We start from the raw sequence: 23,100 nt of genomic DNA, 5'->3' as shown, positions 1-23,100 counted from the left end.
GATATCTGCTACGCTAATCGCTCACCCACAGGAGAAACCAGCCATGTCTAACCCTCAAATGCCCAACATCCCAGGTGCTGCAGTCATGACGGACACACTCGATTTCGTCAAGAACCTGTGGGGCAGCATGAGCGTGCCCGGCCTGACGGCGCCCACCCTGTCCGTGGACGAACTGGACAAGAAAATCAATGACTTGAAGGCCGTGGAAACGTGGCTGAACCTGAACATGAGCATGCTGCGCGGCAGTATCCAGGCGCTGGAGGTGCAGCGCGGCACCATCGCCACGCTCAAGTCGGTGGGCGCCAGCCTGGCCGCCGCCGTCAACCAGGGCAGCGGCGACACCAAATCCCTGCTCGACACGGTACCCTACGCCTCTGTCTTCTTCCAGCAGCCCCTGGCCGCCGCGCCCGCCAAGGCGACCGTGAAGGAAGCGCCGCCCGCGCCAGCCGCACCGGCCACGGCCACCCCACCGGCGGACGCCGCCACGGCCAACGGCAGCGCCGCAGCCGGCAAGCCGGCGGCCACCCCGGCCGCCGACGCGGCCGCGCAAATGGCCAACCCCGCCATCTGGTGGAATTTGCTGCAGGATCAGTTCAAGCAGGCCGTGTCCAGCACGCTGGGACCGGAAGCGATGACGAACGCGGCGGGCAAGATGGCGGCGGCAGCGACGGCCGCCACGGCAGCGGCGACGTCGGTGGCGAAGTCGGCGGCCAATGCCGCCACGGCCGCCAGCGCCGTCAAGCCGAAAACGAATGCGGATGCGGCCAAGCCCGCCGCGGCCAAGTCGCCCGCCAAGGCCGCCGCCAAACCGCGCGTCGCCAAGGCCAAGCCGGCCACCAAAGCATAACAGCGCGTCGGCATATCTGTCGTCGCGCAGGCGGGAATTGAGGCACTGCCTGGATTCCCCTGGCGCGCCGACAATGTGCGGTATTCGCTGACTGAAACCCTCAGGGAGCCGTCAATGGTAGGCCGCGCGGCTTGCCATCAGGACAGGCGCAGGATGCGGATCGCCTCGATCAGGCCGTCCTCCTGGCGCTGCACTTTTTCGATGTTGATCAACCCTTCTTCCGCCAGCTGTTTGGCGCTGTCGAGCGCGCCCTGGAAGCTCGACATGGTGTCGCCTTTGGCGGTCACCGGCCGTATCCAGGCCGTGCCGCCGATTTTCATTTTGTCGTAGACTTCTTTGGCGATATCGCGCATGGGTGTGCCCTTCTCTTGGCTAATGCTTGTTATGGGGCGCAGCGGCTTCGCACTCGTTGCGGGCTGCGCCGGTTTTTCAGTGTAATCATTTGACCGGCCGGAAACAAGCTGGCGCCGGGCGCCACCGTTGCGTCCATCCATCACTCGCCGGCCGCCTGCTCCAGTGCCTCGGCCACGGCGTCCAGCGCCACCACGGGCGCCGGCGCCAGCAGGGCCAGCTGCTCCATCAGCTGGGCGAAACGCTGCTGGCCGGGAGCGATTTTATCGACGTGCATCAGCACCCCGATGGCTTCCTCCGCCAGCTCGCGCACGTAGCCCCGTTGCTGCAGGTGGGAGATGATGATCTGGGCCGAATTGAACAGGATGCGCATGTTGTTGGGCAGCGCCAGGCGCGCCTCGCGCATCCACTCGACCGCTTCGTCCAGCTTGCCCGTCTTCCACAGCAGCACGCCCTTGTTCATCATGTCGGCCGCTTCCTTGCGCGATGACTTGATGAGCTCCTCGCCCTCCTCGCTCATGCGGGCCTTGTCGAACACTTTCTGGATATCGTCCAGCAGCGGTTCGTTGTCGTCGTTGTTGCGGGCCACGTAGCACAGCAGGTCCACCGGCGCTTCCTTGACGCCGACGGCAAACAGCAGCGTGGCCATCTCCATGCAGGTGGCCACGTCGGGGCGCAGCTGCTCCTCCACCAGCATCTGTTCCAGCTCGTCGCCGGACTTGCGGGCGCGCCGGAAGTCGCCGCTCTCGTGGTAGACCAGGCCTTCCGTGATCTTGGCCCGCAGGTTCACATGCTCGCCCGAGAACTGCTGCAGGGCCGAGTTGAGCAGGCGCAGCGCTTCCCGGGTGTCGTTCTTCAGGCCGTACACGCGGGCCAGGCCGAAATAGGCGTCCACCGTCTTGAGGATGGAATACTCGCCGATCTCGATGCACTTGCGGAACGCCCGCTCGGCCAGCGGAATATTGCCCAGCTTGAGGGCGGCCATGCCCAGGCTGCGCTGGCGCGGCACGGAATTGGGCGACAGCTTGGCCGCCTTTTCCAGCACGTCGCACGCTTCCTCCGTCTTGCCCATGCGCTGGTAAGCCTGGGCCAGCTGGTCGAAGGCATCGATAAAGAAGCGGTTTTCCGCGATCACGCCCTGGAACATCTGGCGCGCCGCTTCCAGCTCGCCGTTGTTCATGCGGATCTTGCCCAGGCCGGTGCGGGCCCAGTTGTATTCGCGCCCTTCCAGCACCCGCTCGTACACGGCGCGCGCCTGTTCCGGCTCGCCGGCCTTGAGCAGCAAGGTGGCCTTCATGCGCAGCAGGTCGATCTCGTGCAGCCTGTTGTGGGCGATCTGCTCGTCGCACAGCCGGGCCGCGCGCAGGAAGTCCTTGTCGGCAAAGGCCTGGTCGATGTCGCTGAAGATCTGCTTCTTGTGCCATACCCGGTTCAGGCGGGTCAGCAGCACGCCTTCCGTGATGGGCTTGATGATGTAGGCGTCCGGCTGGTGCTCGGCCGCGCCCATCACCGACTCCACGCTTTTTTCGGCCGACACCATCAGCCACACGCTGCTGGGCAGCATCAGGTGCCGGATGCGGGCCTCTTCCAGCACTTGCTGGCCGTTCTTGCCGTCGCCCAGGTTGTAGTCGCATAGCACCACGTCGTAGCGTGTCTTGGCCAGCAACATCATGGCTTCGCCGCCGCTGGCCGCCTGGTCGATATGCTTGGCGCCCAGGTTGCGCAGCGATTCGCGCAGCAGCTGGCGGATGCCGACAAAGTCGTCCACCAGCAGATAGCGTTTTTCGGCCCAGTCGACGGCGTCGATGGCGGCGGGATGGAGGACGGTGCTGGTCATGGTGTCCATGCTTTCTAAGGCAGGCGCAGCACGAAACAGCCGCCGCCCAGCGTGCCGCCGTTGGCCAGCGCGATGCTGCCGCAACGCTGGCGGTGCTTGTGCATGCGCGCCACTTCGCGCGAGAAGTACAGCCCCAGGCCACTGCTGTTGGTGAGGAAGTTGACCCGGCTCTGTTCCATGGGCGCCGCGCCCGCGGCCAGCATGGCGGGAGGGAAGCCGTCGCCGTTGTCCTCCACCCGCAGTGCCAGCTGGTCGCCGTCGGCGACGATGGCCAGCCGGATGCGGTCGCGCGTATAGCGGATGGCGTTGTTGATGGCGTGCACCAGCACCCCGATCACCAGGTCTTCATCGAAGCACCAGATCTGCTCGGGGTCGTAATCGAGTTCCAGCGTAATGCCGCGCGACTTGAGCAGGATACGGGCCTGCGACGCCACCTGCTCGACCAGCTCGCCGATCTGCTGCGGCGCCGGTTCGAACGGATAGCCGGGCTTGCCCACTTCCTTGTACAGGGCCAGCAGCTGGATCAGGTTGTCGTTCAGGCGCCGGGTCTGGTACAGCATGTGGGCCATCTGGCCGTAGGGGGTCGCTTCGCTCGCTTCAGCAGGGTCGGCGGGCGCGGCACCGGCCGGGGCGATGACCACCTCCGGCCCGGCCGACAGCAGCTGCTCCAGCGTGCCGCTCAGCACACCGATCGAGTTCTTCATGTCGTGCACGGTCGACGCCAGGAACAGGAACAGCTCGGGCGCACCCGCTTGGTCATCCATCATTCAGCTCTCCAAAAGGGGCCACGCGGCGCCCTTGGTGCCCGCATTGTTGAAGTTGAATTATATCCTGCGGACAAGTGCAAAAGGCATGGAATTGCGGCGGAGCAATATACAAGTTGGCGCGGATGCAACGCTTGCTTGCGTGCCGCACGCCCTACTGGCTGCGGCGGCGCTGCTTGAGCAGGAAGCGGCCCGGATCGAGCGCCGCCGCCAGCGACGCTTCCAGCGGCAACGGCGCGCCTTCGAGCTGCGCCACCAGCAATTCGGCCATCAGGGGCGCCCAGATCAGGCCCCGCGACGCATAGCCGAGCAGGCCGTACAGGCCGGGATGGCGCGGCACGTCGCTCAACTGCTCGAGCCGGCCGGCGCGCGCATAGTCGGGCAGCGGCCCGGCCAGCGGCAACCGGTCCGGCGCCGCGCAGCGGAAACCGACCCGGCCCGCCAGCGGCGCATCGGCCACCGCCACCCCGTCCAGGATTTCGGCCAGCCGCGCCAGGTTCTCCTGCTGGCACGACAGACGCAGGTCGGGATCGTCGTCGGTGCCGTAGGTAGCGCCGGCGCAGATCACGCCGTCCGAGGGCGGCGTCACATAAGCTTCGCGGCACACCACCAGCGACTGCGCCGGCACGCGCTCGGGCGCCAGGTGCGTGACCTGGCCGCGCAGGGACGACAGCGGCAGTTCGGCCGCCTGCGCCAGCCGCGTGGCACCGGTGCCGTTGGCCAGGATCAGCGTGGGCGCCTGCGCCAGCAGCGCGCCATCGGCCGCATGCACCTGCCATTGGCCGTCCACCCGCGCCAGCGTCAGCGCCTCGGCGCAGAACACGCGGCGCAGCCGCGCGCCGCATGCCGCCAGCATGGCCTGGCACAGCGACGACGGCCGCGCCCAGCCGCCCTGTCCGAACAGCCAGCCGCCGTGCGGCGTGGCCGAACCGAGCAAGGCGCTGGCGGCCGGCGCGTCGAGCCAGCGCACGTACTGCGGCGGATAGTGGCCTTGCTCCACCACCTCGCGCTGCACGCGCGCATGGCCGGCGTCGCGCGCCAGCTGCAGCACGCCGCAGCCGGCGCCCTTGAACGCGGTGCCCACGCCGCCCATGCGCTGCCATTCGCGCAGCGCGAACAGATAGGCGGCACGGCTCAAACGGGTGGGGATGTTGTCGTCCTTCGACAGCAGCGGCATGAAGATGCCGGCCAGGTTGCCCGACGCTTCCTGCGCCGGGCCGTCATGGCGCTCGATCAGGGTCACCTCCCAGCCGCGCGCGCACAGGCGCTGGCAGAGGGCGGAACCGGCCACCCCGGCGCCAATGACGACCGCCCGCCGCACCGGCTCCGGCGGCGCCGGCGCCAGCGGACGGCGGCTGGCGAAGACCGCGCAAATGTCGGGCAGATCATCCGTCTCCATTCCCGCTGCGGCGGCAGGCGGCTTGTCGCGGGCCATGCCGGCCTGCGCGACCGTCATCGCTTGAGGCGCGACCTTGCAGGCAAAGCCGGCGGCCGTCAGCGCCCACACCAGCGCCTCGTCCGGCGCCTGCGCCTGCAGCGTGGCGCCCGGCGCGGCCAGGCGCGCCAGCGCGCCGGCCAGCGTACGCGCAGGCAGCTGCCCGCCGGCGCCGGCCGGCAGGACAAAGGCCTGCACCCGCGCCACGACCTGCGGCAGCATGGCCTCCACCGTGCCCACCATCAGGTCGAGCGTGACGCGGCCCTCATCGAGCACGACGCGGTGCACGCCCGGCAAAGGCAGCGGCCATAGCGCGCGCAACTGCGGATCGGCGAGCGCGGATGCGTCGGGCAACCGCGGCGCGATGGCAATGTAGTGCAGCTCGTCCGGACCGGCCGCCCGCGCCTCCATGAAATGGGCGCCATCGCCGAACGCCGTGGCAAGGATGACGTGGCGTGCGCTCATGGGCGGTGCGCCGCGTGGCGGAAGCAGGCCGGATCGTGGTCGTCCACCATGCCTATGCCCTGCATGTAGGCGTAGATGATGGTCGAGCCGACGAACTTGAAGCCGCGCTTGGCCAGATCCTTGGAGATGCGGTCGGACAGGGCCGTCTTGCCGGGCCGGGGCAGCTCGGCGTTGACGATGGGCCGGCCGTCCACGTAATCCCACAGCAGGGCGTCGAGCGAACCGCCCGCTGCCCGCAGCCGCAGGTAAGCCTGCGCATTGCCGATGGCCGCCGCCACCTTGAGGCGGTTGCGCACGATGCCGGGATCGGCCAGCAGCTGGGCCACCTTGGCCGCGTCATACACGGCGATTTTTTCCGCATCCCAGCCGTCGAAGGCGGCGCGGTAGCTGTCGCGTTTGTTGAGGATGGTTTCCCAGCTCAGCCCGGCCTGCGCCCCTTCCAGGTTCAGCATCTCGAACAGGCGCAACTCGTCGTGGCAAGGTACGCCCCACTCGTGGTCGTGGTAATCGAGATAGCGGGGATTGGCCGGATTGGCCCAGCGGCAGCGGGTAAGTGTCATGGCGGCGGATGGCGGTGCGGAAGGTGGGCAGTATAAATTATTTGCAGCCTGCCGTACCTGTCCCGGCTCATGCCGCGCCCGCGCGCGCCAGTATCTGTTCCGCCGCAAATATCCCCGACAGCAGCGAGGTACTGACGCCGAAGCCAGGATAGGACGTCTGGCCCGCCTGGTACAGTCCGGGAATGGGCGTGGCGTGCGGATACTGGGCACGGCTGTCAGCCGCCGGAGAGAGGCCGTAGACTGCCCCCTCGTAAAGGAACATGCGGTCGCGGAAGTCGCGCGGCGAACGCACGCGGCGTACCGCCACGTCCATCGGATGCAACGCCGACAGGGCTTGCTGCGCCGCCTGCGCCACCTCGTCGCTGCGCGCGTCGGTCCAGGCGTCGGGGCCCCGCGACTGGTCGATGGCCGGGTACAGCTCGACGATGCTGCCGCCGCCGCGCGCCAGTTCCGGCATCGTCACGGTCGGCACGGTGTAGGCCAGGCAGGACATGTCGCCTGCCTGCAGGAAGCGGTACTGCTGTTCCATCAGCGGCGTGCGGTAGTTGAAGTGGCTGACGTCCTCGATGCGGTTGCGCAGCCCGAGCTGCACCGACATGGCCCGCTGCGACAGCGGTGCGCGCTGCGTCTTCCTGCGCATCGAAGCCGGCACATCGGCCGCATTGAGCAGCGAGGCAAAAGTGTGCATGCCGCTGATGGTGGAGACGATGGCGTCGTACGGCACGGCGCCCGCGCCCTCCACGGTCAGCCCCGCCGCGCGGCCGCGCGCCACGTCGATGGCCATCACCCGCGCACCACAAACGAGCTTGCCGCCCAGCGCGCGCAGGCGCTGCTCCAGCGCAGCGGGGATGGCGCCCATGCCGGCCACGGGCAGATAGAACTGGTCGAGCAACATGGCCATCGTGCCCACCATCTGCAGCGCCGGCGTGCGTTCCGGGGCCAGCCCCGTGTACAGCGTGACGTTGGCCAGCGCGGCGCGCAGCCTGGGGTCGGCGATATGGCGCGCCAGTTCCTTGCCCACCGTGCCGGCCAGCTTGGGCAGATGGCGCCAGGTGGCCGCCAGCAGGCGCGGCACGGACAGCGGCCGTACGATGATTTCACCCGTCAGCACGTCGTACAGGTCGCGCCAGCGGGCCGCCAGCCGCGCCAGCTCTTCCCGCAGGGCGTCGGCACGGCCGTCCAGGCCCGCGCCGTGCGCCGCCAGCGCGCCGCCGACGCCAAAGCTGATGGCGCTGCCGTCGGCAAACGTGGAGGTCTGCATGCGGCGGATCTGGCGCAGCGGCAGCAACGCCGCGCGGTCCATGCCCAGCCGCGCAAAGCCCGCGTCGAGTATGCCGGGAATGGCGAGATACATGGCGCCGTCGTTGAACAGGTAGCCGTCGAGCTCCGTGGTGCCGCAGCAGCCGCCCGCGCGGTCGGCGCGCTCATACAGGGTGACATCGAGCCCGCGCTGGGCCAGGTAAATACCCGCGGCCAGGCCGGACACGCCCGCGCCGATCACGGCAACCGTTGTCGTCTTCATGCACGTCCCTCGCAAAGAGCCCGTCCGCACATGGGTAGCAGCGGCCGTGGCGGCACATAATTTATCATTTTCTTGACAACGTTGCCTGCGGCAACCAGATGCAAAAACCGCTACACTGGGCACGCCCGATTTTTCTCCACAGGAGCTGTGATGCAATTTGAAGCAACCGTTGAATGGCAACGCCAGGGACAGGATTTTCTCGGCCAGCGCTACAGCCGCGCCCACCAGTGGCGCTTTGATGGCGGGCTCGCGCTGCCCGCCTCGTCATCGCCGCTGTCGGTGCCGCTGCCCATGTCCGATCCGGCCGCCGTCGATCCGGAAGAGGCGCTGGTGGCCGCCGCCTCCAGCTGCCATATGCTGTTCTTCCTGTCGATTGCCGCAAAACGGGGCCACACGGTCGACAGCTACCGCGACCGGGCGCTGGGCGTGCTGGAAAAGGACGCCGCCGGAAAAATGGCGATGACGCGCATCACGCTGCAGCCGGAGATCGTCTTCGCCGGCATGGCCTGGCCCGGGCAGGAAGAGCTGGCGCAGATCCATCACGAGGCACATGAAAAGTGCTACGTGGCCAACTCGCTCAAAACGGAAATCGTGGTGGCGCTGTAGCGCGCCGGCGGTTACGGTTTCGCGCACCGGCCGCGCCGGTGCCGGCATTCAGCTGCTAGGTTTCCAGGTCGCTCGACAGCCCCACGCGGCGCCGTTCGCCGCCCAGCACCAGCGGCCCGGCCAGGTTACTCAACAGGCGCACCTCGCCTTCGGCCACGGCCTGGTCGAGGTTGTGCATCAGGCGCGGGAACAGGCCGTCCGGACGCGCGCCCTCCGTGCTGTACAAGGCGGCCCAGGCGTTGCGGCCGGAACGCTTGGCGATGTACAGGCCCTGGTCGGCCAGTTCCACCACCTGCGGCCAGGGCAGCAGCCGCGGTTGCGCCGGCAGGAAGGGATAGCAGGCAAAGCCGATGGAACAGGTGCGCATCAGGCGCGTGCCGTCGGGCAGTTCGAAGGGGCGTTCGGCCACGGCGCGGCGCATGCGCTCGGCCACCACGCGCGCCTCGTCGCGGTGGGTGGCGCGCGCCAGCACCAGGAATTCCTCGCCGCCCCAGCGCACCAGGTAGTCGGACTCGCGGAACACTTCGCGCAGCCGCTCCTGCATCTGCACCAGCACCGAGTCGCCGGCCGCGTGGCCGTACTGGTCGTTCACTTCCTTGAAGTGGTCCAGGTCGACCATGAAGAACACCAGGTCTTTGGGCGCCAGCAGCTCGCATTCGGTGGGCGGACGGTGCTGCGGCTGGTCGTAGCCGCGCAGGCTCAGGGCCACGTCCGCGTCCACGTTCTGCAGGAAGAAGCGGCGGTTGCGCAGGCCCGTCAGCTGGTCCGTCAGGCTCACGTCCTCCAGCGCCTTGTAGGCCCGCTCCAGTTCCAGGTTCTTCTCCAGCAGCTGTTCCTGGGTCGCGCTCAGGGTCTTGAGGGTGGCCGCCACCTGGCGGTAGGCGGCCGCGTTGTCGAGCGCGATGGCGCCGTAGGCGCACAGCGTGCGGAAGATCAGCCGTTCCCGTTCGCCGTAGGCGTGCGCCAGCAGCGACTGCACCGTCATCACGCCCAGCACGCGCTCGCCCACGCGCAGCGGCGCGAACAGCAGGCTCAGGGTGGGCAAGGTGCCGGGGATCAGGTTGGGCGTGGCGCCGTCGTCGCCGATCTCGATCAGGATCTCGCGCCGTTCGCGCACGCAGCGCGCCGAATTGGCGTTCGACTCCGACAGCGGCACCCGCATTGCCGGCAGCGGCCGGCCCGCCTCCACCCCGAACACGCAATTGAGCGCGGCGCCGTCCGGCTCGAGCAGGAACACGGAAAAATGGGTGGCGTCGAGCAGGCCGTGCACGTGGCGGTCCAGCGCGCGGAACACGGCCGCCGCGTCCAGGTGGGCCGTGATCTCCTGGCCGATCGCGCTCAGGTGTTCCAGCGTGGCGCTGGTCTGTTGCAGCACCTCGGCCCGCTGCGCCTCGGCCGCGGCCAGCTGGCGGTGGTGCTCGCCCTCGGTCTGGGCCCGCTCCGTCTGGTACTGCACCTGCATCGCGATGGCGCGGTTGGTGGCCTGCTGATTGTGGATGCGTTCGCGCGCGGCGCTGGCCTGCAGCGCGATGTCGTAGGCGCGCGCATGGTCGCCGGTGGCCGCGTACTCGCGCGCGGCCGCGTCCAGCAAGGCGCCGGGCACGATGTAGCCGGCTATGGTGGCGGCGATGCCCAGCGCCAGCTGCAGGTAGTGCAGCACGGCGTTGGGCGCCGACATGGGCTGCGGGTCGGGCAGGTCGTGGCGGGCGTGGATGCGGGCCAGCACGTCGAGCGCGGCGATCTGGTTGGCCGCGTCGCCATGCTCGCGCGCCAGCGCCAGCGCGGCGTCGGCCGCGGCCACGGCGTCGGCCGGGCGGCCCAGCTGCGACAGCGCGTGCGCCTGGCCGCGCCGGGCGCTGCTCTGGAAGTCGGACTGGCACAGCGCGTCGCCCCGTTCGGCCAGGCGGGAAAAACTCTCGAGCGCGGCCGGGTAGTTGCCCAGGTCCAGCGCCAGGTCGCCCTGGTATTCCAGCGCCACGGCGTAGGCGCGCGAGCCGGACAGGGGCGCCAGCGTGTGCAGCGCCTCGCGCAGCAGGTGCTGGGCCGCCTCGCGCTGGCCCAGGTGGCGCAGCGTTTCGCCCGTCTGCATCAGGCACAGGCCCACGCTCATGGGCCAGCCCGTGGGGCGGGCCAGGTCCAGGCCGCGCTGCATCCATTCCAGCGCCGCCTCGTGCGCATTGAGGCTGGTGAAGGCATTGCCGATGTTGGTGGCGACGATGATGGCGCGCCGCAGCTGGCCGGTGGCCAGCGTCGCCTCGTAGGCCCGCATCAGGTGGCCGATGGCGCGCCCGAAATCGCAGGCCTGGTAGGCGCAGGTGCCGAGGTAGTCGTTGATCCAGCCGGCCGCCGCCGCCGGCTTGCCCTCCAGCGCCACGTCGAAATGGCGGGCCCAGCGCGCGCTGGCGCTCTGCCAGTCGGCGAACACGGCGGAGATGGCGGTGGCCGCGTCGATCACGTCCGTGCGGGCGGCGTCGCCGCCGGCGCGGGCCGCCGTTGCCGCCTGCGTCAGGCAGCCGTTGGCCGTGTCGGAACGGCCCCGGTCGTTGGCGATCCAGGCCAGCAGCCACAGCGCGTCGGCCTGGCCCAGGTGGTCACCGGCCTGCTCCAGCGCGGCCAGCGCGGTCCGGGCCAGGCGCTCGGCGCCGTCCAGCAGGCCCCGCAGCCACGTCGTTTCCGCTTCGATCAGTTGCAGCCGCGCGGCCAGGCCGGCGCCCGCCGTCGCCGGCACCAGGGCCAGTCCGGCTGTCGCCTCGGCCGACCAGGCGGCGGCGCGCACGGGGTCGCGCTGGCGCGCATGCCAGGCCAGCTGCGACAGCAGCTCCAGCCGCACCGCCCCCTGGGCGGCGGGCAAGTCCGCTTCCCACTGCGCCAACTCGTGATCGAGCGCAAACATGTCCACCAAATTCCTACCTCAACCTGTTCTGCCGGCCCCGGATCCCGGCGGCGCGGCGCTATTGCCTTAACGCATGTATGCGTCCGTCAGCATTATTTCACAGTTTGGACAGCCTGCCGCCGCCGCCGCGCGCCGCGCATGGCGGCGCCACCACAAGCCCTTGATTCACAAGGCGAATTTGATTCCATAAAAGAAACGAAGATTTACTCTAAGAACTATTTCAGCCAGTGTTGCGCCAGCGCCACGGCGGCCGAGAATGACAGGAACGACAAGGCCGTCGATACCAGGATGATACGCGCAATGCGGCCCGTGTCGGCCCCGAAACGCTCGGCCAGGATGGCCACGTTGCTGGCACTGGGCAGGCAGGCCACCAGCACGATGACGGCAAGCGCCTGCGGCGCCAGCGGCACGCCCAGCGCCCGCGCGCCCAGGCCCAGCCCCAGCATCAGCAGCGGATGGAGCAGTAGTTTCTTGACGGCCACCGGCACGTAGTCGCGCCAGTGCGTGGCGGCGGCGCTGCCCATCTGGGAGCGGGCCAGCACGGCGCCCATGGTAAACAGGGCCACGGGCGAGGCGGCGTCGGCCAGCAGGCCCACGGTGCGCATCAGCGGCCCCGGCAGCGACAACCCGGCGGCCGAGGCCAGCGTGCCGAGCGCGATGGCCCACGGCAGCGGATTGCGCACCATGCCGCGCAGGGCATTGCGCATGGCTTCGCCGCCATGGCCGCTGCCCACCCGCGACAGGGCGATGCACAGCGAACTGGTGATGACCATGTCGATGGCGATGGTGACGATCACCGGTCCCGACGAGGCCGGCCCCAGCAACGCCAGCAGCAGCGGCACGCCCATGAAGCCCGTGTTGGGAAAGGCCGCCACCAGGGCCCCGAAGGCGGCATCGTTCCAGCTGATGCGGTGGCTGAGGGTGACGGCCACCGTCAGCCCCACCATCACCAGCGCCCCCAGCAGGTAGACCCCGGCCACGCTGCCGTCCAGCAGCTGGCCGATGGGCGTGGCCGCACCGAAGCGGAACAGCAGGCACGGTAGGGCGAAATACAGCACGAAGGCGTTCAGGCCGGGAATGGCGGCCAGGGGCAGCAGGATGCGGCGGGCGGCCAGGTAGCCGCACAGCACCAGCGCGAAAAAGGGAAAGGTAACGGACAGGATGGCGAGCATGGGCTGCCATTGTAGCCGCTGGCGCCGGCGCCCGTGCGGCCGGGCCCGCCACGTACGCAAATGGCAACGGCGCGGAGCGCGGCGGCGGCTACAATATATTTGCCGTGGGCTGGAATAAAGGCCACCGCAGCTTCGTATACGTCAGTGCAAGTCCGCCCTAACGCTCCACTTCACCAACAATAAGGAAGCCATCATGCACACCATCACCCGTTCCACCCTGCGCCTGCTGCCCGCCGCCGTGGCTGCCCTGCTGCTGTCGGGCGCCGCCCTGGCCGACGACGTCCTGATGAAAAAGGACGGCGTACTCGTCACGGCCACCGGCATGGCCGTCTACACCTTCGACAAGGACGTGGCCGACAGCGGCAAGAGCGCCTGCAACGGCCCCTGCGCCGAGCTGTGGCCGGCCGTGTCGGCCCCGGCCAGCGTCAGCCCGCCCTACTCCGTCATCACCCGCGACGACGGCGCCAAACAGCTGGCCTACAAGGGCAAGCCCCTGTATGTGTTCCAGAAGGACGAGCCGGGCCAGCGCAAGGGCGACAACTTCAAGAATATCTGGCACGTGGTGAAGGACTAAACGCCCATGCAAGAGGACAGCGCCCGCCTGGTGGCCTGCATCCCGCGCCTGCGCCGCTATGCGCGGGCGCTGCTGGGCGAGCGCGCCGACGCCGACGACCTGGTGCAGGACACGGTGACGCGCGGCTGGGACCGGCTGGCCACGTGGCGGCGCGGCAGCGACATGCGGGCCTGGCTGTTCTCCATCATGCACAACCTGCATGTGGACCGGCTGCGCCAGCCCGGCCTGGCCACGGTGCCATTGGACGGCGACTTGCCGCAGCCGGCCGACCCGGCCCAGCCGTCCGACCGGCTGGCCGTGCGCGACCTAGACGCCGCCCTGCAGCAACTGCCGCCCGAACAGCGGGCCGTGCTGCTGCTGGTGGCGGTGGAAGAACTGAGTTACGAGGAAACGGCGGCCACCCTGGGCATCCCGCTGGGCACGGTCATGTCGCGCCTGTCGCGCGGCCGTGAACGGCTGCGCCTGTTAATGCTGGGCCAGCCTGTGCCCGCCACGCTGAAAGTGATCAAATGAGCGCACCCGTCGTCGAAGCCGAATTGCAAGCATGGGTCGATGGCTGCCTGCCGGCCGCCCGCCGCGCGGCCGTGGACGCCTACCTGGCCCTGCATCCGGCCGAGGCGGCCCGGCTGCAAGCGTACCGCCAGCAGAACGCGGCCCTGCGCGCCCGCTACAACCCGGTGCTCGATGAAGCCGTGCCGGCCGCGCTGGCCGCCCGCCCGCACGGCCCGCTGCGGCGCGCGCTGCGCGGCGCCTTGGCCGCCAACGGTGCGTGGCGCTATGCCGCCATGCTGGCCCTGACGCTGGCCGGCGGCGCCGCCGGCTGGCTGCTGCACGACCTGCAGCCGGGCGGTGCGCCGGCCGTGCTGGCCCGCAGCGGCAGCGGAAACGACGCGGCCGTTGCCGCTGCCATTGGTGGCGCGTCCCGTCATGCGGACCGCCGGGCGCCCGATAACGGCGCCAGCGCCCGGCTGGTGACAGCCGACGTCCCGCCCACAGCCGAGGGCCAGGCCCTGGCCCGCAGTGCGGCCGTGGCCCACGCCGTCTACAGCCCGGAGCAGCGCCACCCGGTGGAAGTGGGCGCCGACCAGCAGCAACATCTGGTGACGTGGTTGTCCAAGCGGCTGGGCGCGCCGCTGCATCCGCCACAACTGGGCGCGCTCGGTTATGAATTGATCGGCGGACGTTTGCTGCCCGGCCAGAGTGGCCCGGTCGCGCAATTTATGTATGACAATGCCGGCGGCAAGCGCCTGACCTTGTACGTATCGACGGAACAGCGCCACAACCGCAGCACGGCCTTCCGCTTTGCGCAGGAAGGCCAGGTGGGCGTGTTCTACTGGATAGACGGGCGCTACGGCTACGCCCTGTCCGGCGGGCTGGACAAGGCGGCGCTGGCCAAGCTGGCCGATGCCGTCTATGCCCAGCTGGAGCCGCCCGGTTGAGAGGGCGGCCCGGCCGGGAGGCCGTCCGGTCAAGGACGGTCAATGCAGGCTCAGGCGTGCTTGCCCACTTCGATCAGGCGCGAGCGCATCATCTCGGTGGCGGCCGGGCCCGGGGCGAACATATAGTCTTCATCGTTGATGGCCAGGCCACTGTTGGCATCAACCAGCACCTGGTCGGCCGGCTTGCCCGTCTCGCGGCTCACTACCAGCAGGCTGGCCCCTTCCGGCGCCAGGTGATCGTTGCCCCAGGCGATGAAGGCCAGCAGCACCGGCTTGAAGTCGCGCCCCGCCTTGGTCAGCACATACTCGTAGCGCGGGGGACGGGCGCTGTATTGGCGTCGCTCCATCAGGCCGCCTTCCACCAGGCCGGCCAGACGGCGCGTGAGCATGTTGGGGGCGATCTTCAAGCTTTTTTCGAACTCATCGAAGCGCGTCATGCCGTAGAAGGCATCGCGCAGGATCAGGATGCTCCACCACTCGCCCACCTTGCCCAGGCTGCGAGCAATGGGGCAAGGCATGCGGCCAAAATCAGTATGTTTCATAATTGACTCCGTAGCAGGTTCAGTCCAGGTGAGAATGACTAGGCGCAGGTGCGCCGCAATTCCATTATTGGACTTCTGCGAAAACCGTGCTTTTGCTGCAAGCGACGGGGCCTTTGCGGGCGGAGAAAACTATTAAATTTTTTAGAAAGATAGGCATAATAAGCAACAGCAAATGCTAGTCACCTACCGTACAGGCCCCTGACCACACTCCATGCAACCGACCAGCGAACCAGTCATGCGCAACATACTCGTCGTGGATGACTCCGCGTTCGAGCAGCGCATGCTGATGGACTTGCTCAGCGAGCAACCCTACCGCATCTCGGTCGCCTTCAACGGCCTGCAGGGCTACCAGCTGGCCCTGGCCAACCAGCCGGACCTGATCCTGCTGGACGTGCGCATGCCCAACATGGACGGCTACACGGCCTGCCGCCTGCTCAAGGCCAATCCGGCCACCCACAACATCCCCGTCATCTTCCTCAGCGGCGCCGGCGCCGACGAGGAGCGCATCATGGGGCTGTCAATCGGCGGCGTGGACTATGTCTCCAAGCCGTTCTCGCCGGGCGAGCTGGCGGCCCGCATCCAGGTCCACCTGAACCTGGCCCGGCGCAACAGCGCGCCGCCCGCCGCGCCGGGGCAAGCGGCCGTCCCGCCCGGGCTGCCGGCCGATCCGGATGCCGTGCTGGTGGCCGCCGCCAAGCGCCTGATCGGCGACAACCTGGCCGACGTGCCGGGCCTGGCCGACATCGCCCGCAGCGTGGGCACGTACCGCGAAAAGCTGTCGCAAGCGTTCCGGGCCCAGACCGGCATGACCGTGTTCGCCTTCATCCGCGAGGAGCGGCTGCGCCGCGGCGAACAGCTGCTGAGCGAGTCCGACATGGATGTCCAGGACATAGCGTTGCTAATCGGCTTCAACAGCGCCGGCAATTTCGCCACCGCCTTCCGCGAGCGCAACGGCGTCACCCCCAGCGCCTACCGCCAGGCCATGCACCAGAAAAAGACGCCGGACGCCTGACGGCGTCCGCACGCGAAACTGATAAACTGGGCGCCCTTTTGTTTCCACCCCGGCCACATCAATTCCGGGAAGCATCTTCAACCATGAAAAACAACGCCACCAGTGGCCTGGTCTACTCCACCGAAAGCGGCCGCATGTGCCCCGATTGCCGGCAGCCGCTGGCCGCCTGCACCTGCAAGGCCGGCGCCAGGGCCGTGCCGCAGGGTGACGGCGTGGTCCGCGTGTCGCGCCAGACCAAGGGCCGGGGCGGCAAGTGCGTCACCGTGGTCAAGGGCGTGGCGCTCGACGCCATCGCCCTTGCCGCCCTGGGCAAGCAGCTGCGTACCGCCTGCGGCAGCGGCGGCACCGTCAAGGATGGGGTGATCGAGATCCAGGGCGACCACTGCGAACTGGTCATGGCCACACTGCTGAAGCTCGGCCACCAGCCCAAGCGCACCGGCGGCTGATTGCACGGCGCCAGCCGGCCGGAAGCCGGGGCCAGACCCCGTCGCCACAGCCCTGAAGGTTCAGGCGAACAGCTGGCCGGCAAACTCCACGAAGGCCTTCACCTTGGCGGCGCGCAGGTGCTGCGGCGGGAAGATGATGGAGATGTCCGGTCCCGGCGCCTGCCACTGCTGCAGCACCGGCACCAGCGCCCCGCTGTGCAGCTGCTCGCGCAACGACACCGACAGATGCTGGATCATGCCCGCCCCCGCCACCGCCGCTTCGATCAAGGTATCGACATGGTCCATCGAAACGCGGCCAGCGGGCGTGGCGGCAAACCCGGCGCCATCGCGCTGGAACTGCCAGGGACGGACCTGGCGCGATTTCGGGTAGAGAAATTGCAGACAGGGATAGCGCGACAATTCGTCCGGCGAGGCCGGCGTGCCATGGCGGCGCAGGAAGTCCGGCGCGGCGCAGGTCACATATTCCGTGCTGCCCACCGTCCTGGCCACCAGGGCGGAGTCCTGCAGCCGGCCTATCCTGACCAGCACGTCGACACCCTCCTCGACCATGTCGATCATGCGGTCGGACGCCGTCACCTTGAGCGCGATCTCCGGGTACGCCGCCATGAACCGGGGCAGCGCCGGCGCCAGGTACAAGCGCGCCAGGATGCCGGGCAGATCGACGCGCAGGATGCCACTTGGCGCCTGCGCCGATTCGCGCAAGCTGCTTTCCAGTTCGCCCATATCGCCCAGCAGACGCTGCGCATGCTGGTAGCAGCGCCGCCCCTCATCCGTCAGCGACATGCTGCGCGTGGTGCGGTTCAGCAGCCGGACCTGGAAATGCGTCTCCAGCGCCGCCACCTGATTGGTGACGGAAGACGTCGACACACCCAGCCGCTGCGCCGCCCGCGCAAACGCGCCCGCCTCCACCACCGCGCAAAATACCTTGAGCGCTTCCAGCCTGTCCATCGCCACCTCTCCCTGATCCCTGCAGCGATTATCCACGGTTTCGCAATACTGTAACGGAGCGCGCCCTGTTTTTCCGGCGGCCGGACCTGCCTACACTGGGTACATCGATCAGCCACACGCGATCCCAATCTCCCGCAAAGGAAACCAGTCATGTCCACCACCTCCCTCATGCAAGCGGCCGTCCTGCACGCCTACAACACTCCCTTGACGCTGGAACGGGTCGCCCGCCCGCAGCCCGGGCCCGGCCAGGTGCTGGTGCAGGTCAGGGCCAGCGGCATCAATCCGCTCGATATCAAGATCGCGGCCGGCCTGGCGGGACATGCGCAGGCCGAACTGCCAGCCGTACTGGGGATCGACCTGGCCGGCGTGGTGACAGCCGTCGGCCTGGGCGTCCATGACTTCAAGCCGGGCGACGAAGTGTATGGCATGACGGGCGGCATCGGCGGCATCCAGGGCTCGCTGGCCGAGTATGCCGTCGTCGATGCCGACCTGCTGGCCATCAAACCGGGCAACCTCTCGATGCGCGAGGCGGCCGCCCTGCCCCTGATCTTCATCACGGCATGGGAGGGATTGGTCGATCGCGCCCGCATCGGCGCCGGCCAGAGTGTGCTGGTGCACGGCGGCGCCGGCGGCGTGGGCCATATCGCGGTGCAGATCGCCCTGGCCCATGGCGCACAGGTATTCGCCACGGGCAGCGCCGGCCAGCGCCAGATCATAGAGGGATACGGCGCGACGGCCATCGACTACCGCACGCACACTGTGGCGCAGTACGTGGCGCAGTACACGGACGGAGAGGGCTTCGATATCATCTACGACACGGTGGGCGGTGCCACGCTGGACGCCTCGTTCGCCGCCGCGCGCCAGTATCACGGCCATGTGGTCAGCTGCCTGGGCTGGGGCACCCATGCGCTGGCGCCGCTGTCGTTCCGCGCCGCGACCTATTCCGGCGTGTTCACGCTGCTGCCACTGTTGTCCGGCAAGGGACGCGCCCACCACGGCGCCATCCTGCGCGCGGCGACCAAATTGATCGAAGCCGGCCAGGTCAAGGTCATGCTCGACGATGCGCGCTACACGCTGGAGACGGTCAACGACGCCCACCGTGCCGCGCGCGAAGGCACGGCACGGGGCAAGCTGGTGGTGGAGATAGCGTAAATGCGGTGCGGCGGACGCCGCTTACGGGGGCGTCTGCGCAGCGCCGGTCTGCCGGCGCCGCTCAGTTGCTGCGGCAGTCCGGCGGCAACAGATTGGACGGGATGTCCTCGCTGCTGCAATGCCAGGCCACCTTCTTATTCTCATCGAGCCTGGGTGTGAATGCGATCGCCTTGCCGCGCAGCGTAGGTTCGGCCGGGAACACACGTACCACGCCATTGCCGGGGTCGACCCGCACATCCTGCACGGCGTGGCCGGGATCGGCCAGCGCAAAGCCGGCCTGCTCCAGCGAGGTAGGACCGCTGCCGTTGGCGTAGAAATAGCGCTCGACGGCCGCCGTGGCGTCGCGTCCCACAATGGCCGCCTGGGCCACGCGCGCCTTGGCCGTGTATTGCTGGTAGGCGGGAATGGCGACGGCCGCCAGCACGCCCACCAGGGCGACCATGGTGATCAGCGAACCGGCGCCGCCCACGCCCATGCGCGGCATGAACAGGGCCAGCACATAGGCCAGGCCGCTGCGGCCCGGCTGCTCGACCTCGTTGCCCTGCGCCAGCCCCCGCATCACGGCCATGCGCTTGACCAGCCACGGATAGTCGCTCACCAGCTCGTGGAACGACATCCAGAAGCCCGACGTTTCCTCGGCCTGCGCCGTGTAATGGGCCACATTCATCTGGCGCCAGCGCTTGCCGCCGGCCGCCAGCGCGGCCAGGCCCAGCTGGGCGCTCTTGATGTCGTCGCAGGCGTGGAAGCCGTGGCGGTCGCAGGTGTACTCGCGGGCCCGTGCATAGGCCGCGCCCAGCAGCGGAACGATGGAGGCCGGCATCAGCAGCGCCGACCAGCGCAGGTGGTTGCGTTTGATGTGGCCCAGCTCATGGCCGATGTAGAAGTTGATGGCGTCGGGCTTGTCTTCCAGCGCATCGACCACGTCCGAATACAGGACGATGAAATTGGTGCCCAGGAAGCGGGTGGCAAAGGCGTTGAACACGCCGCCCATCTGCAACAGGTAGGCGTCCGGCACCTGCTCCAGACCCAGGCGCTGGCAGCACTGGTCGATGCGTTCCTTCAGGTCGGGGAATTGCTGCCACGTGATCTTGACGGCCGTGCCCTTGAGGTAGGAAATCAGAGCCGACTGGGCAAAGCAGTAGGCGATGAAGAACAGCAGCAGATACAGCAGCGCCACGCCTACCGTGCCGACGATGAGCCCCAGCCAGATCAGCATGGAGATGCCCAGCATCAAGCCGAACAGCTTTTTTTCGTTTTTATAAATCAGTTCCATGTCGCCGCCAGCTTTCGAAAAGTTTCCACGCGGCTATTTTAATTGATATTTTACGAAAAAGACAACTATTTTTACTAACTTCAGGCGCGATGCCGATTGCGGGTGCTGACAATACCACTTCATATCTGGTCATTTAGTGGTATTTGATTCCCCATTGGCATGCTATTTCCCGGCGCCACAAATTGTTGCAGATCAAATAGTTTCTACTATGAAAATACGCTTCATCCTGATTCTGCGCGGATGGCCACTGCCATGATGAACGGAATTCACTTTCTTGATGAGAGTGACAATATTTTTCATTTTTCAGAACGGGTATTTTTGCACTGGTATTGGAAAATTTAGACATTTATAAAACCACTTGACCACCACTTTTATCGGTTCCATTCTCCCCCGGGCCATGCCGGAAAACCGCGCTGCGTCTGGTTTCCCGCTTCAGCAGGGCTAACAGTTCCAACGAATAAAGGGAGACGAGATGACTTATCAACGTAAAGCAGGCGGTCTGATCCTCATGCTGATCGGCACCGCGCTGACGGCATGCGGCGGTGGCGGGGACGAGCACGCCACGGCGTCCGGTACCAGGCTGCTGGCCGTCAGCGGCACCGACGCCGACGTCAGCTGCCCGGCCTGGGTGTCGAGCCAGATCTACACGGTGGGCAATTGCGTGACTTACCAAGGCAAGGTCTACACGGCCAAGTGGTGGACTCAGGGCAATGTACCGGGCACCGAGCAATGGGGGCCATGGCAGGAGACGACGGTGACGCCAACGCCAACGCCGACGCCGACCCCAACGCCAACACCGACACCGACGCCGACTCCAACTCCAACTCCGACTCCAACGCCAACGCCGACACCAACGCCGACGCCCACCGGCGGCCGCGAGATCGGTTCCTACTTCGCCCAGTGGGGCGTGTATGGCCGCGGTTACGAGGTGGCCGACATCCACACCACCAGGACGCCCGTGGGCGGCGTGATGACCAGCGTGGCCGACCAGCTCACCTTCATCAACTACGCTTTCGGCAACATCTACGCCAAGAACGGCGGCTACGAATGCGACATGGTCACCAAGCTGGAAACGGGCAACGACAGTCCGCCCCCGGCCGATGCCGGTACGGGCGGCGACGCCTTTGCCGACTACCAGCGCCAGCCTGCGCGCACGGTAGACGGCAAGACCATCTCCTGGGATGCGCCGCTGACGGGCAACTTCGCCCAGCTCAAGCTGCTCAAGGCCGCCCACCCCAACCTGAAGGTGTTCATCTCGCTGGGCGGCTGGACCTGGTCGAAATACTTCTCGGCCGCCGCCAAGACGGATGCGCTGCGCAAGCAGCTGGTGCGCTCCTGCGTCAAGCAATTCATCGCCGGCGACCTGCCCTTGCAGGATGGACGCGGCGGCGCCGGCGCGGCCAAAGGCGTGTTCGACGGCATCGACATCGACTGGGAATATCCGGGCGGCGGCGGCCAGCCCTACAACACGGTGGACGCGGCCAACGACAAGCACAACTTCACGCTGCTGATGGCCGAGTTCCGCGCCCAGCTCGACGCCCAGGGCACCACGGACGGCAAGCGTTATGCGCTAACGGCCGCCATCGGTGCCGGCGCGGAAAAGATCGCCCAGACGGAACCGGCCCTGTACAGCCAGTACATGGACTGGGTCAACCTGATGAGCTACGACTTCCACGGCGCCTGGGAAGCGTCCACCAACTTCCACGCGCCGCTGTACCACGACCCGGCCGACCCGGCCACCGGCAACCTGGCCAAGTACAACACCAACGACGCCGTCGCGGCATTGGTGGCGGCCGGCATGCCGCGCAACAAGATCCTGCTGGGCGTGCCGTTCTACGGGCGGGGCTGGAAAGGCGTGCCGGCCGGACCCAATGGCAATGGCCTGTACCAGGCCGCCGCCGGTGCCGCCAGCGGCGCCTACGAGGCGGGCATCGACGACTACAAGGTGTTAATGAACAAGGCCGGCACGCGCTGGTACCACCCCGTCACGCGGCAGCTGTTCCTGTACACCGCCACTGGCGAATGGTGGAGCTATGACGACCCCACCGTCATCGCCGTCAAGATGCAGTACATGCGCGACCAGGGCCTGCGCGGCGCCTTCTCGTGGGAGCTGGACGGCGACGCCAGCGGCGCTCTGACCAGCGAGGTGTGGAAGGGCCGCTGATCCCATCGGCCCTGCCGGCGGCGCGGGCCGCGCCGCCGGCTTTCCCTTCCCACCGGAGAGCAGCGCAATGAAAACACACCATCTGGCGGCACAACGCCCGCAGCAGCTGAGCGACGACTGGAAACGCTGGATCGCGGAAAACCTCATGCTGGGCGCCCAGCCGTCGACCTTGGCGCCCATCCTGCTGCAGGCCGGCGTGCCGAACGCGCGCGCCGAGATCGAGGCCGCCCTGCGCAGCCCCTATCTGCAAGGCGCGCGCCGCCTGCACAACCGCATCGCCAAGCGCGACTGGCTGCTGTCGATCCCGGCCCGGCTGGAGCGGCTGGGGCCGGCGCATATCGAACGCAAGCAGCGCCTGGACGGCGACGCCTTCCTGCACCAGCACTATCGCAGCAACACGCCCGTGATCCTCACCGGCCTGCTCGACGATTGCGCCGCGCGCACGCGCTGGAGTCTCGATTATTTCCAGCGGCAATTTGGCGAGCGCATGGTGGAAGTGCAGTTTGGCCGCAACGCCGATCCGCAATACGAGCAGAACAGCATCGCCCACAAGCGGCACATGCGCTTCGGCAGCTATGTGGAGCTGGTACGCGACGGCGGCCACACCAACGACTTCTACATGACGGCCAACAACGGCCAGCACAACGGCCAGGCGCTGCACGAGCTGTGGCAGGACGTGCCGCCGCTGGCCGACTACCTGGCGCCGCAGCCGGACAACCGGGGCTTTTTCTGGCTCGGCCCGGCGGGCACCGTCACGCCCTTGCACCATGACCTGACCAACAACTTCATGGTGCAGATCATGGGCCGCAAGCGGGTGCGCCTGGTCGCGCCGTGGCACACACCCAGCCTGCGCAACCATCGCCACTGCTTCAGCGAGGTGGACGGGCGCCGGATCGACGTGCAGCGTTATCCCGCCATGGCCGGCGTGCCGGTGCTGGACTGCGTGCTCGCGCCGGGCGAGATCCTGTTCCTGCCCGTGGGCTGGTGGCACTTCGTGGAAGCGCTCGACATCACGGTCACCATCTCGGCCACCCATTTCAAATGGGACAACGATTTCTACAGCAACTATCCCACCGACCACGACTTCTGACCCACCAA

General features: G+C 67.8%; 21 protein-coding genes. 10 read left to right on the top strand and 11 right to left on the bottom strand.

Annotated features, from left to right (window positions below):
• Window positions 1-43: 43 nt before the first annotated feature.
• Entirely contained in the window at window positions 44-847 is an 804-nt protein-coding gene (locus tag AC3WOS_RS09600) for a PhaM family polyhydroxyalkanoate granule multifunctional regulatory protein (RefSeq protein WP_492715693.1), read from the top strand.
• 137 nt (window positions 848-984) lie between these two features.
• Here AC3WOS_RS09600 and AC3WOS_RS09595 read toward each other — a convergent pair whose 3' ends face one another.
• From AC3WOS_RS09595 to AC3WOS_RS09570, 6 genes are all read right to left on the bottom strand, one after another.
• Complete coding sequence (locus AC3WOS_RS09595; RefSeq protein WP_492715692.1) at window positions 985-1,200, bottom strand: hypothetical protein; 216 nt, start codon at window positions 1,198-1,200, stop codon at window positions 985-987.
• A 140-nt stretch (window positions 1,201-1,340) separates the two neighbouring features.
• The gene (locus tag AC3WOS_RS09590; protein ID WP_492715691.1) at window positions 1,341-3,035 is read right to left on the bottom strand and encodes a tetratricopeptide repeat protein; all 1,695 of its coding nucleotides are present in this window, start codon (window positions 3,033-3,035) and stop codon (window positions 1,341-1,343) included.
• Window positions 3,036-3,049: 14 nt separating this feature from the next.
• Complete coding sequence (locus AC3WOS_RS09585; protein ID WP_492715773.1) at window positions 3,050-3,799, bottom strand: sensor histidine kinase; 750 nt, start codon at window positions 3,797-3,799, stop codon at window positions 3,050-3,052.
• Between the two features lie 154 nt (window positions 3,800-3,953).
• Window positions 3,954-5,699 (bottom strand): FAD-dependent 5-carboxymethylaminomethyl-2-thiouridine(34) oxidoreductase MnmC1, encoded by a 1,746-nt coding sequence (gene mnmC1, locus AC3WOS_RS09580; RefSeq protein WP_492715690.1) that lies wholly within the window; start codon window positions 5,697-5,699, stop codon window positions 3,954-3,956.
• Window positions 5,696-6,259 (bottom strand): DNA-3-methyladenine glycosylase I, encoded by a 564-nt coding sequence (locus AC3WOS_RS09575; protein ID WP_492715689.1) that lies wholly within the window; start codon window positions 6,257-6,259, stop codon window positions 5,696-5,698. The genes mnmC1 and AC3WOS_RS09575 overlap by 4 nt, the downstream gene beginning before the upstream one ends.
• 67 nt (window positions 6,260-6,326) lie before the next feature.
• Window positions 6,327-7,781, bottom strand: a complete 1,455-nt coding sequence (locus tag AC3WOS_RS09570; RefSeq protein WP_492715688.1) for a phytoene desaturase family protein — start codon at window positions 7,779-7,781, stop codon at window positions 6,327-6,329.
• Between the two features lie 150 nt (window positions 7,782-7,931).
• Between AC3WOS_RS09570 and AC3WOS_RS09565 the strand changes: the two genes are divergently transcribed.
• The gene (locus AC3WOS_RS09565) at window positions 7,932-8,387 is read left to right on the top strand and encodes an OsmC family protein (RefSeq protein ID WP_492715687.1); all 456 of its coding nucleotides are present in this window, start codon (window positions 7,932-7,934) and stop codon (window positions 8,385-8,387) included.
• 55 nt (window positions 8,388-8,442) lie between these two features.
• Here AC3WOS_RS09565 and AC3WOS_RS09560 read toward each other — a convergent pair whose 3' ends face one another.
• Window positions 8,443-11,280 carry a diguanylate cyclase gene (locus tag AC3WOS_RS09560; RefSeq protein ID WP_492715686.1) on the bottom strand — a complete coding sequence of 946 codons (2,838 nt, stop codon included), beginning with the start codon at window positions 11,278-11,280 and terminating at the stop codon, window positions 8,443-8,445.
• A 215-nt stretch (window positions 11,281-11,495) separates the two neighbouring features.
• Window positions 11,496-12,452 carry an AEC family transporter gene (locus tag AC3WOS_RS09555; RefSeq protein WP_492715685.1) on the bottom strand — a complete coding sequence of 319 codons (957 nt, stop codon included), beginning with the start codon at window positions 12,450-12,452 and terminating at the stop codon, window positions 11,496-11,498.
• A gap of 193 nt (window positions 12,453-12,645) precedes the next feature.
• On the opposite strand from AC3WOS_RS09555, the gene AC3WOS_RS09550 reads away from it, so the two are divergent.
• Genes AC3WOS_RS09550 through AC3WOS_RS09540 form a run of 3 tightly spaced genes read left to right on the top strand, consistent with a single transcriptional unit; the run spans window position 12,646 to window position 14,465 of the window.
• Window positions 12,646-13,026: a COG4315 family predicted lipoprotein gene (locus AC3WOS_RS09550; RefSeq protein WP_492715684.1), complete on the top strand. Its 381-nt coding sequence runs from the start codon at window positions 12,646-12,648 to the stop codon at window positions 13,024-13,026.
• A 6-nt stretch (window positions 13,027-13,032) separates the two neighbouring features.
• Entirely contained in the window at window positions 13,033-13,539 is a 507-nt protein-coding gene (locus AC3WOS_RS09545; RefSeq protein ID WP_492715683.1) for an RNA polymerase sigma factor, read from the top strand.
• Window positions 13,536-14,465, top strand: a complete 930-nt coding sequence (locus AC3WOS_RS09540) for an anti-sigma factor family protein (protein WP_492715682.1) — start codon at window positions 13,536-13,538, stop codon at window positions 14,463-14,465. Before AC3WOS_RS09545 ends, AC3WOS_RS09540 begins: the two co-directional genes overlap by 4 nt.
• A gap of 50 nt (window positions 14,466-14,515) precedes the next feature.
• On the opposite strand, the gene AC3WOS_RS09535 is transcribed toward AC3WOS_RS09540, so the two are convergent.
• Window positions 14,516-15,007, bottom strand: a complete 492-nt coding sequence (locus AC3WOS_RS09535; RefSeq protein ID WP_492715681.1) for a winged helix-turn-helix transcriptional regulator — start codon at window positions 15,005-15,007, stop codon at window positions 14,516-14,518.
• A 235-nt stretch (window positions 15,008-15,242) separates the two neighbouring features.
• Here AC3WOS_RS09535 and AC3WOS_RS09530 point away from each other — a divergent pair, with 235 nt between their 5' ends.
• Window positions 15,243-16,019: a response regulator transcription factor gene (locus AC3WOS_RS09530; protein WP_492715680.1), complete on the top strand. Its 777-nt coding sequence runs from the start codon at window positions 15,243-15,245 to the stop codon at window positions 16,017-16,019.
• Between the two features lie 83 nt (window positions 16,020-16,102).
• On the top strand, window positions 16,103-16,465 hold the full coding sequence (locus tag AC3WOS_RS09525; protein ID WP_492715679.1) for a translation initiation factor Sui1: 363 nt from the start codon (window positions 16,103-16,105) through the stop codon (window positions 16,463-16,465).
• Between the two features lie 60 nt (window positions 16,466-16,525).
• Here AC3WOS_RS09525 and AC3WOS_RS09520 read toward each other — a convergent pair whose 3' ends face one another.
• Window positions 16,526-17,413 carry a LysR family transcriptional regulator gene (locus AC3WOS_RS09520; protein WP_492715678.1) on the bottom strand — a complete coding sequence of 296 codons (888 nt, stop codon included), beginning with the start codon at window positions 17,411-17,413 and terminating at the stop codon, window positions 16,526-16,528.
• Between the two features lie 150 nt (window positions 17,414-17,563).
• Between AC3WOS_RS09520 and AC3WOS_RS09515 the strand changes: the two genes are divergently transcribed.
• The gene (locus tag AC3WOS_RS09515; protein ID WP_492715677.1) at window positions 17,564-18,565 is read left to right on the top strand and encodes a zinc-dependent alcohol dehydrogenase family protein; all 1,002 of its coding nucleotides are present in this window, start codon (window positions 17,564-17,566) and stop codon (window positions 18,563-18,565) included.
• A 61-nt stretch (window positions 18,566-18,626) separates the two neighbouring features.
• Here the strand turns inward: AC3WOS_RS09515 and AC3WOS_RS09510 are convergent, their stop codons facing one another.
• Window positions 18,627-19,838 carry a M48 family metalloprotease gene (locus AC3WOS_RS09510; protein ID WP_492715676.1) on the bottom strand — a complete coding sequence of 404 codons (1,212 nt, stop codon included), beginning with the start codon at window positions 19,836-19,838 and terminating at the stop codon, window positions 18,627-18,629.
• A gap of 472 nt (window positions 19,839-20,310) precedes the next feature.
• On the opposite strand from AC3WOS_RS09510, the gene AC3WOS_RS09505 reads away from it, so the two are divergent.
• A complete protein-coding gene (locus AC3WOS_RS09505; RefSeq protein WP_492715675.1) occupies window positions 20,311-22,002 on the top strand; it encodes a glycosyl hydrolase family 18 protein in 1,692 nt (563 codons plus the stop codon).
• Between the two features lie 67 nt (window positions 22,003-22,069).
• Window positions 22,070-23,092: a cupin-like domain-containing protein gene (locus tag AC3WOS_RS09500; RefSeq protein ID WP_492715674.1), complete on the top strand. Its 1,023-nt coding sequence runs from the start codon at window positions 22,070-22,072 to the stop codon at window positions 23,090-23,092.
• Window positions 23,093-23,100 lie beyond the last annotated feature (8 nt).

Source organism: Rugamonas sp. FW305-51, assembly GCF_058786935.1.
Note: the sequence above shows the minus strand (reverse complement) of the source record. Positions and strands in the feature narration are given on the sequence as shown.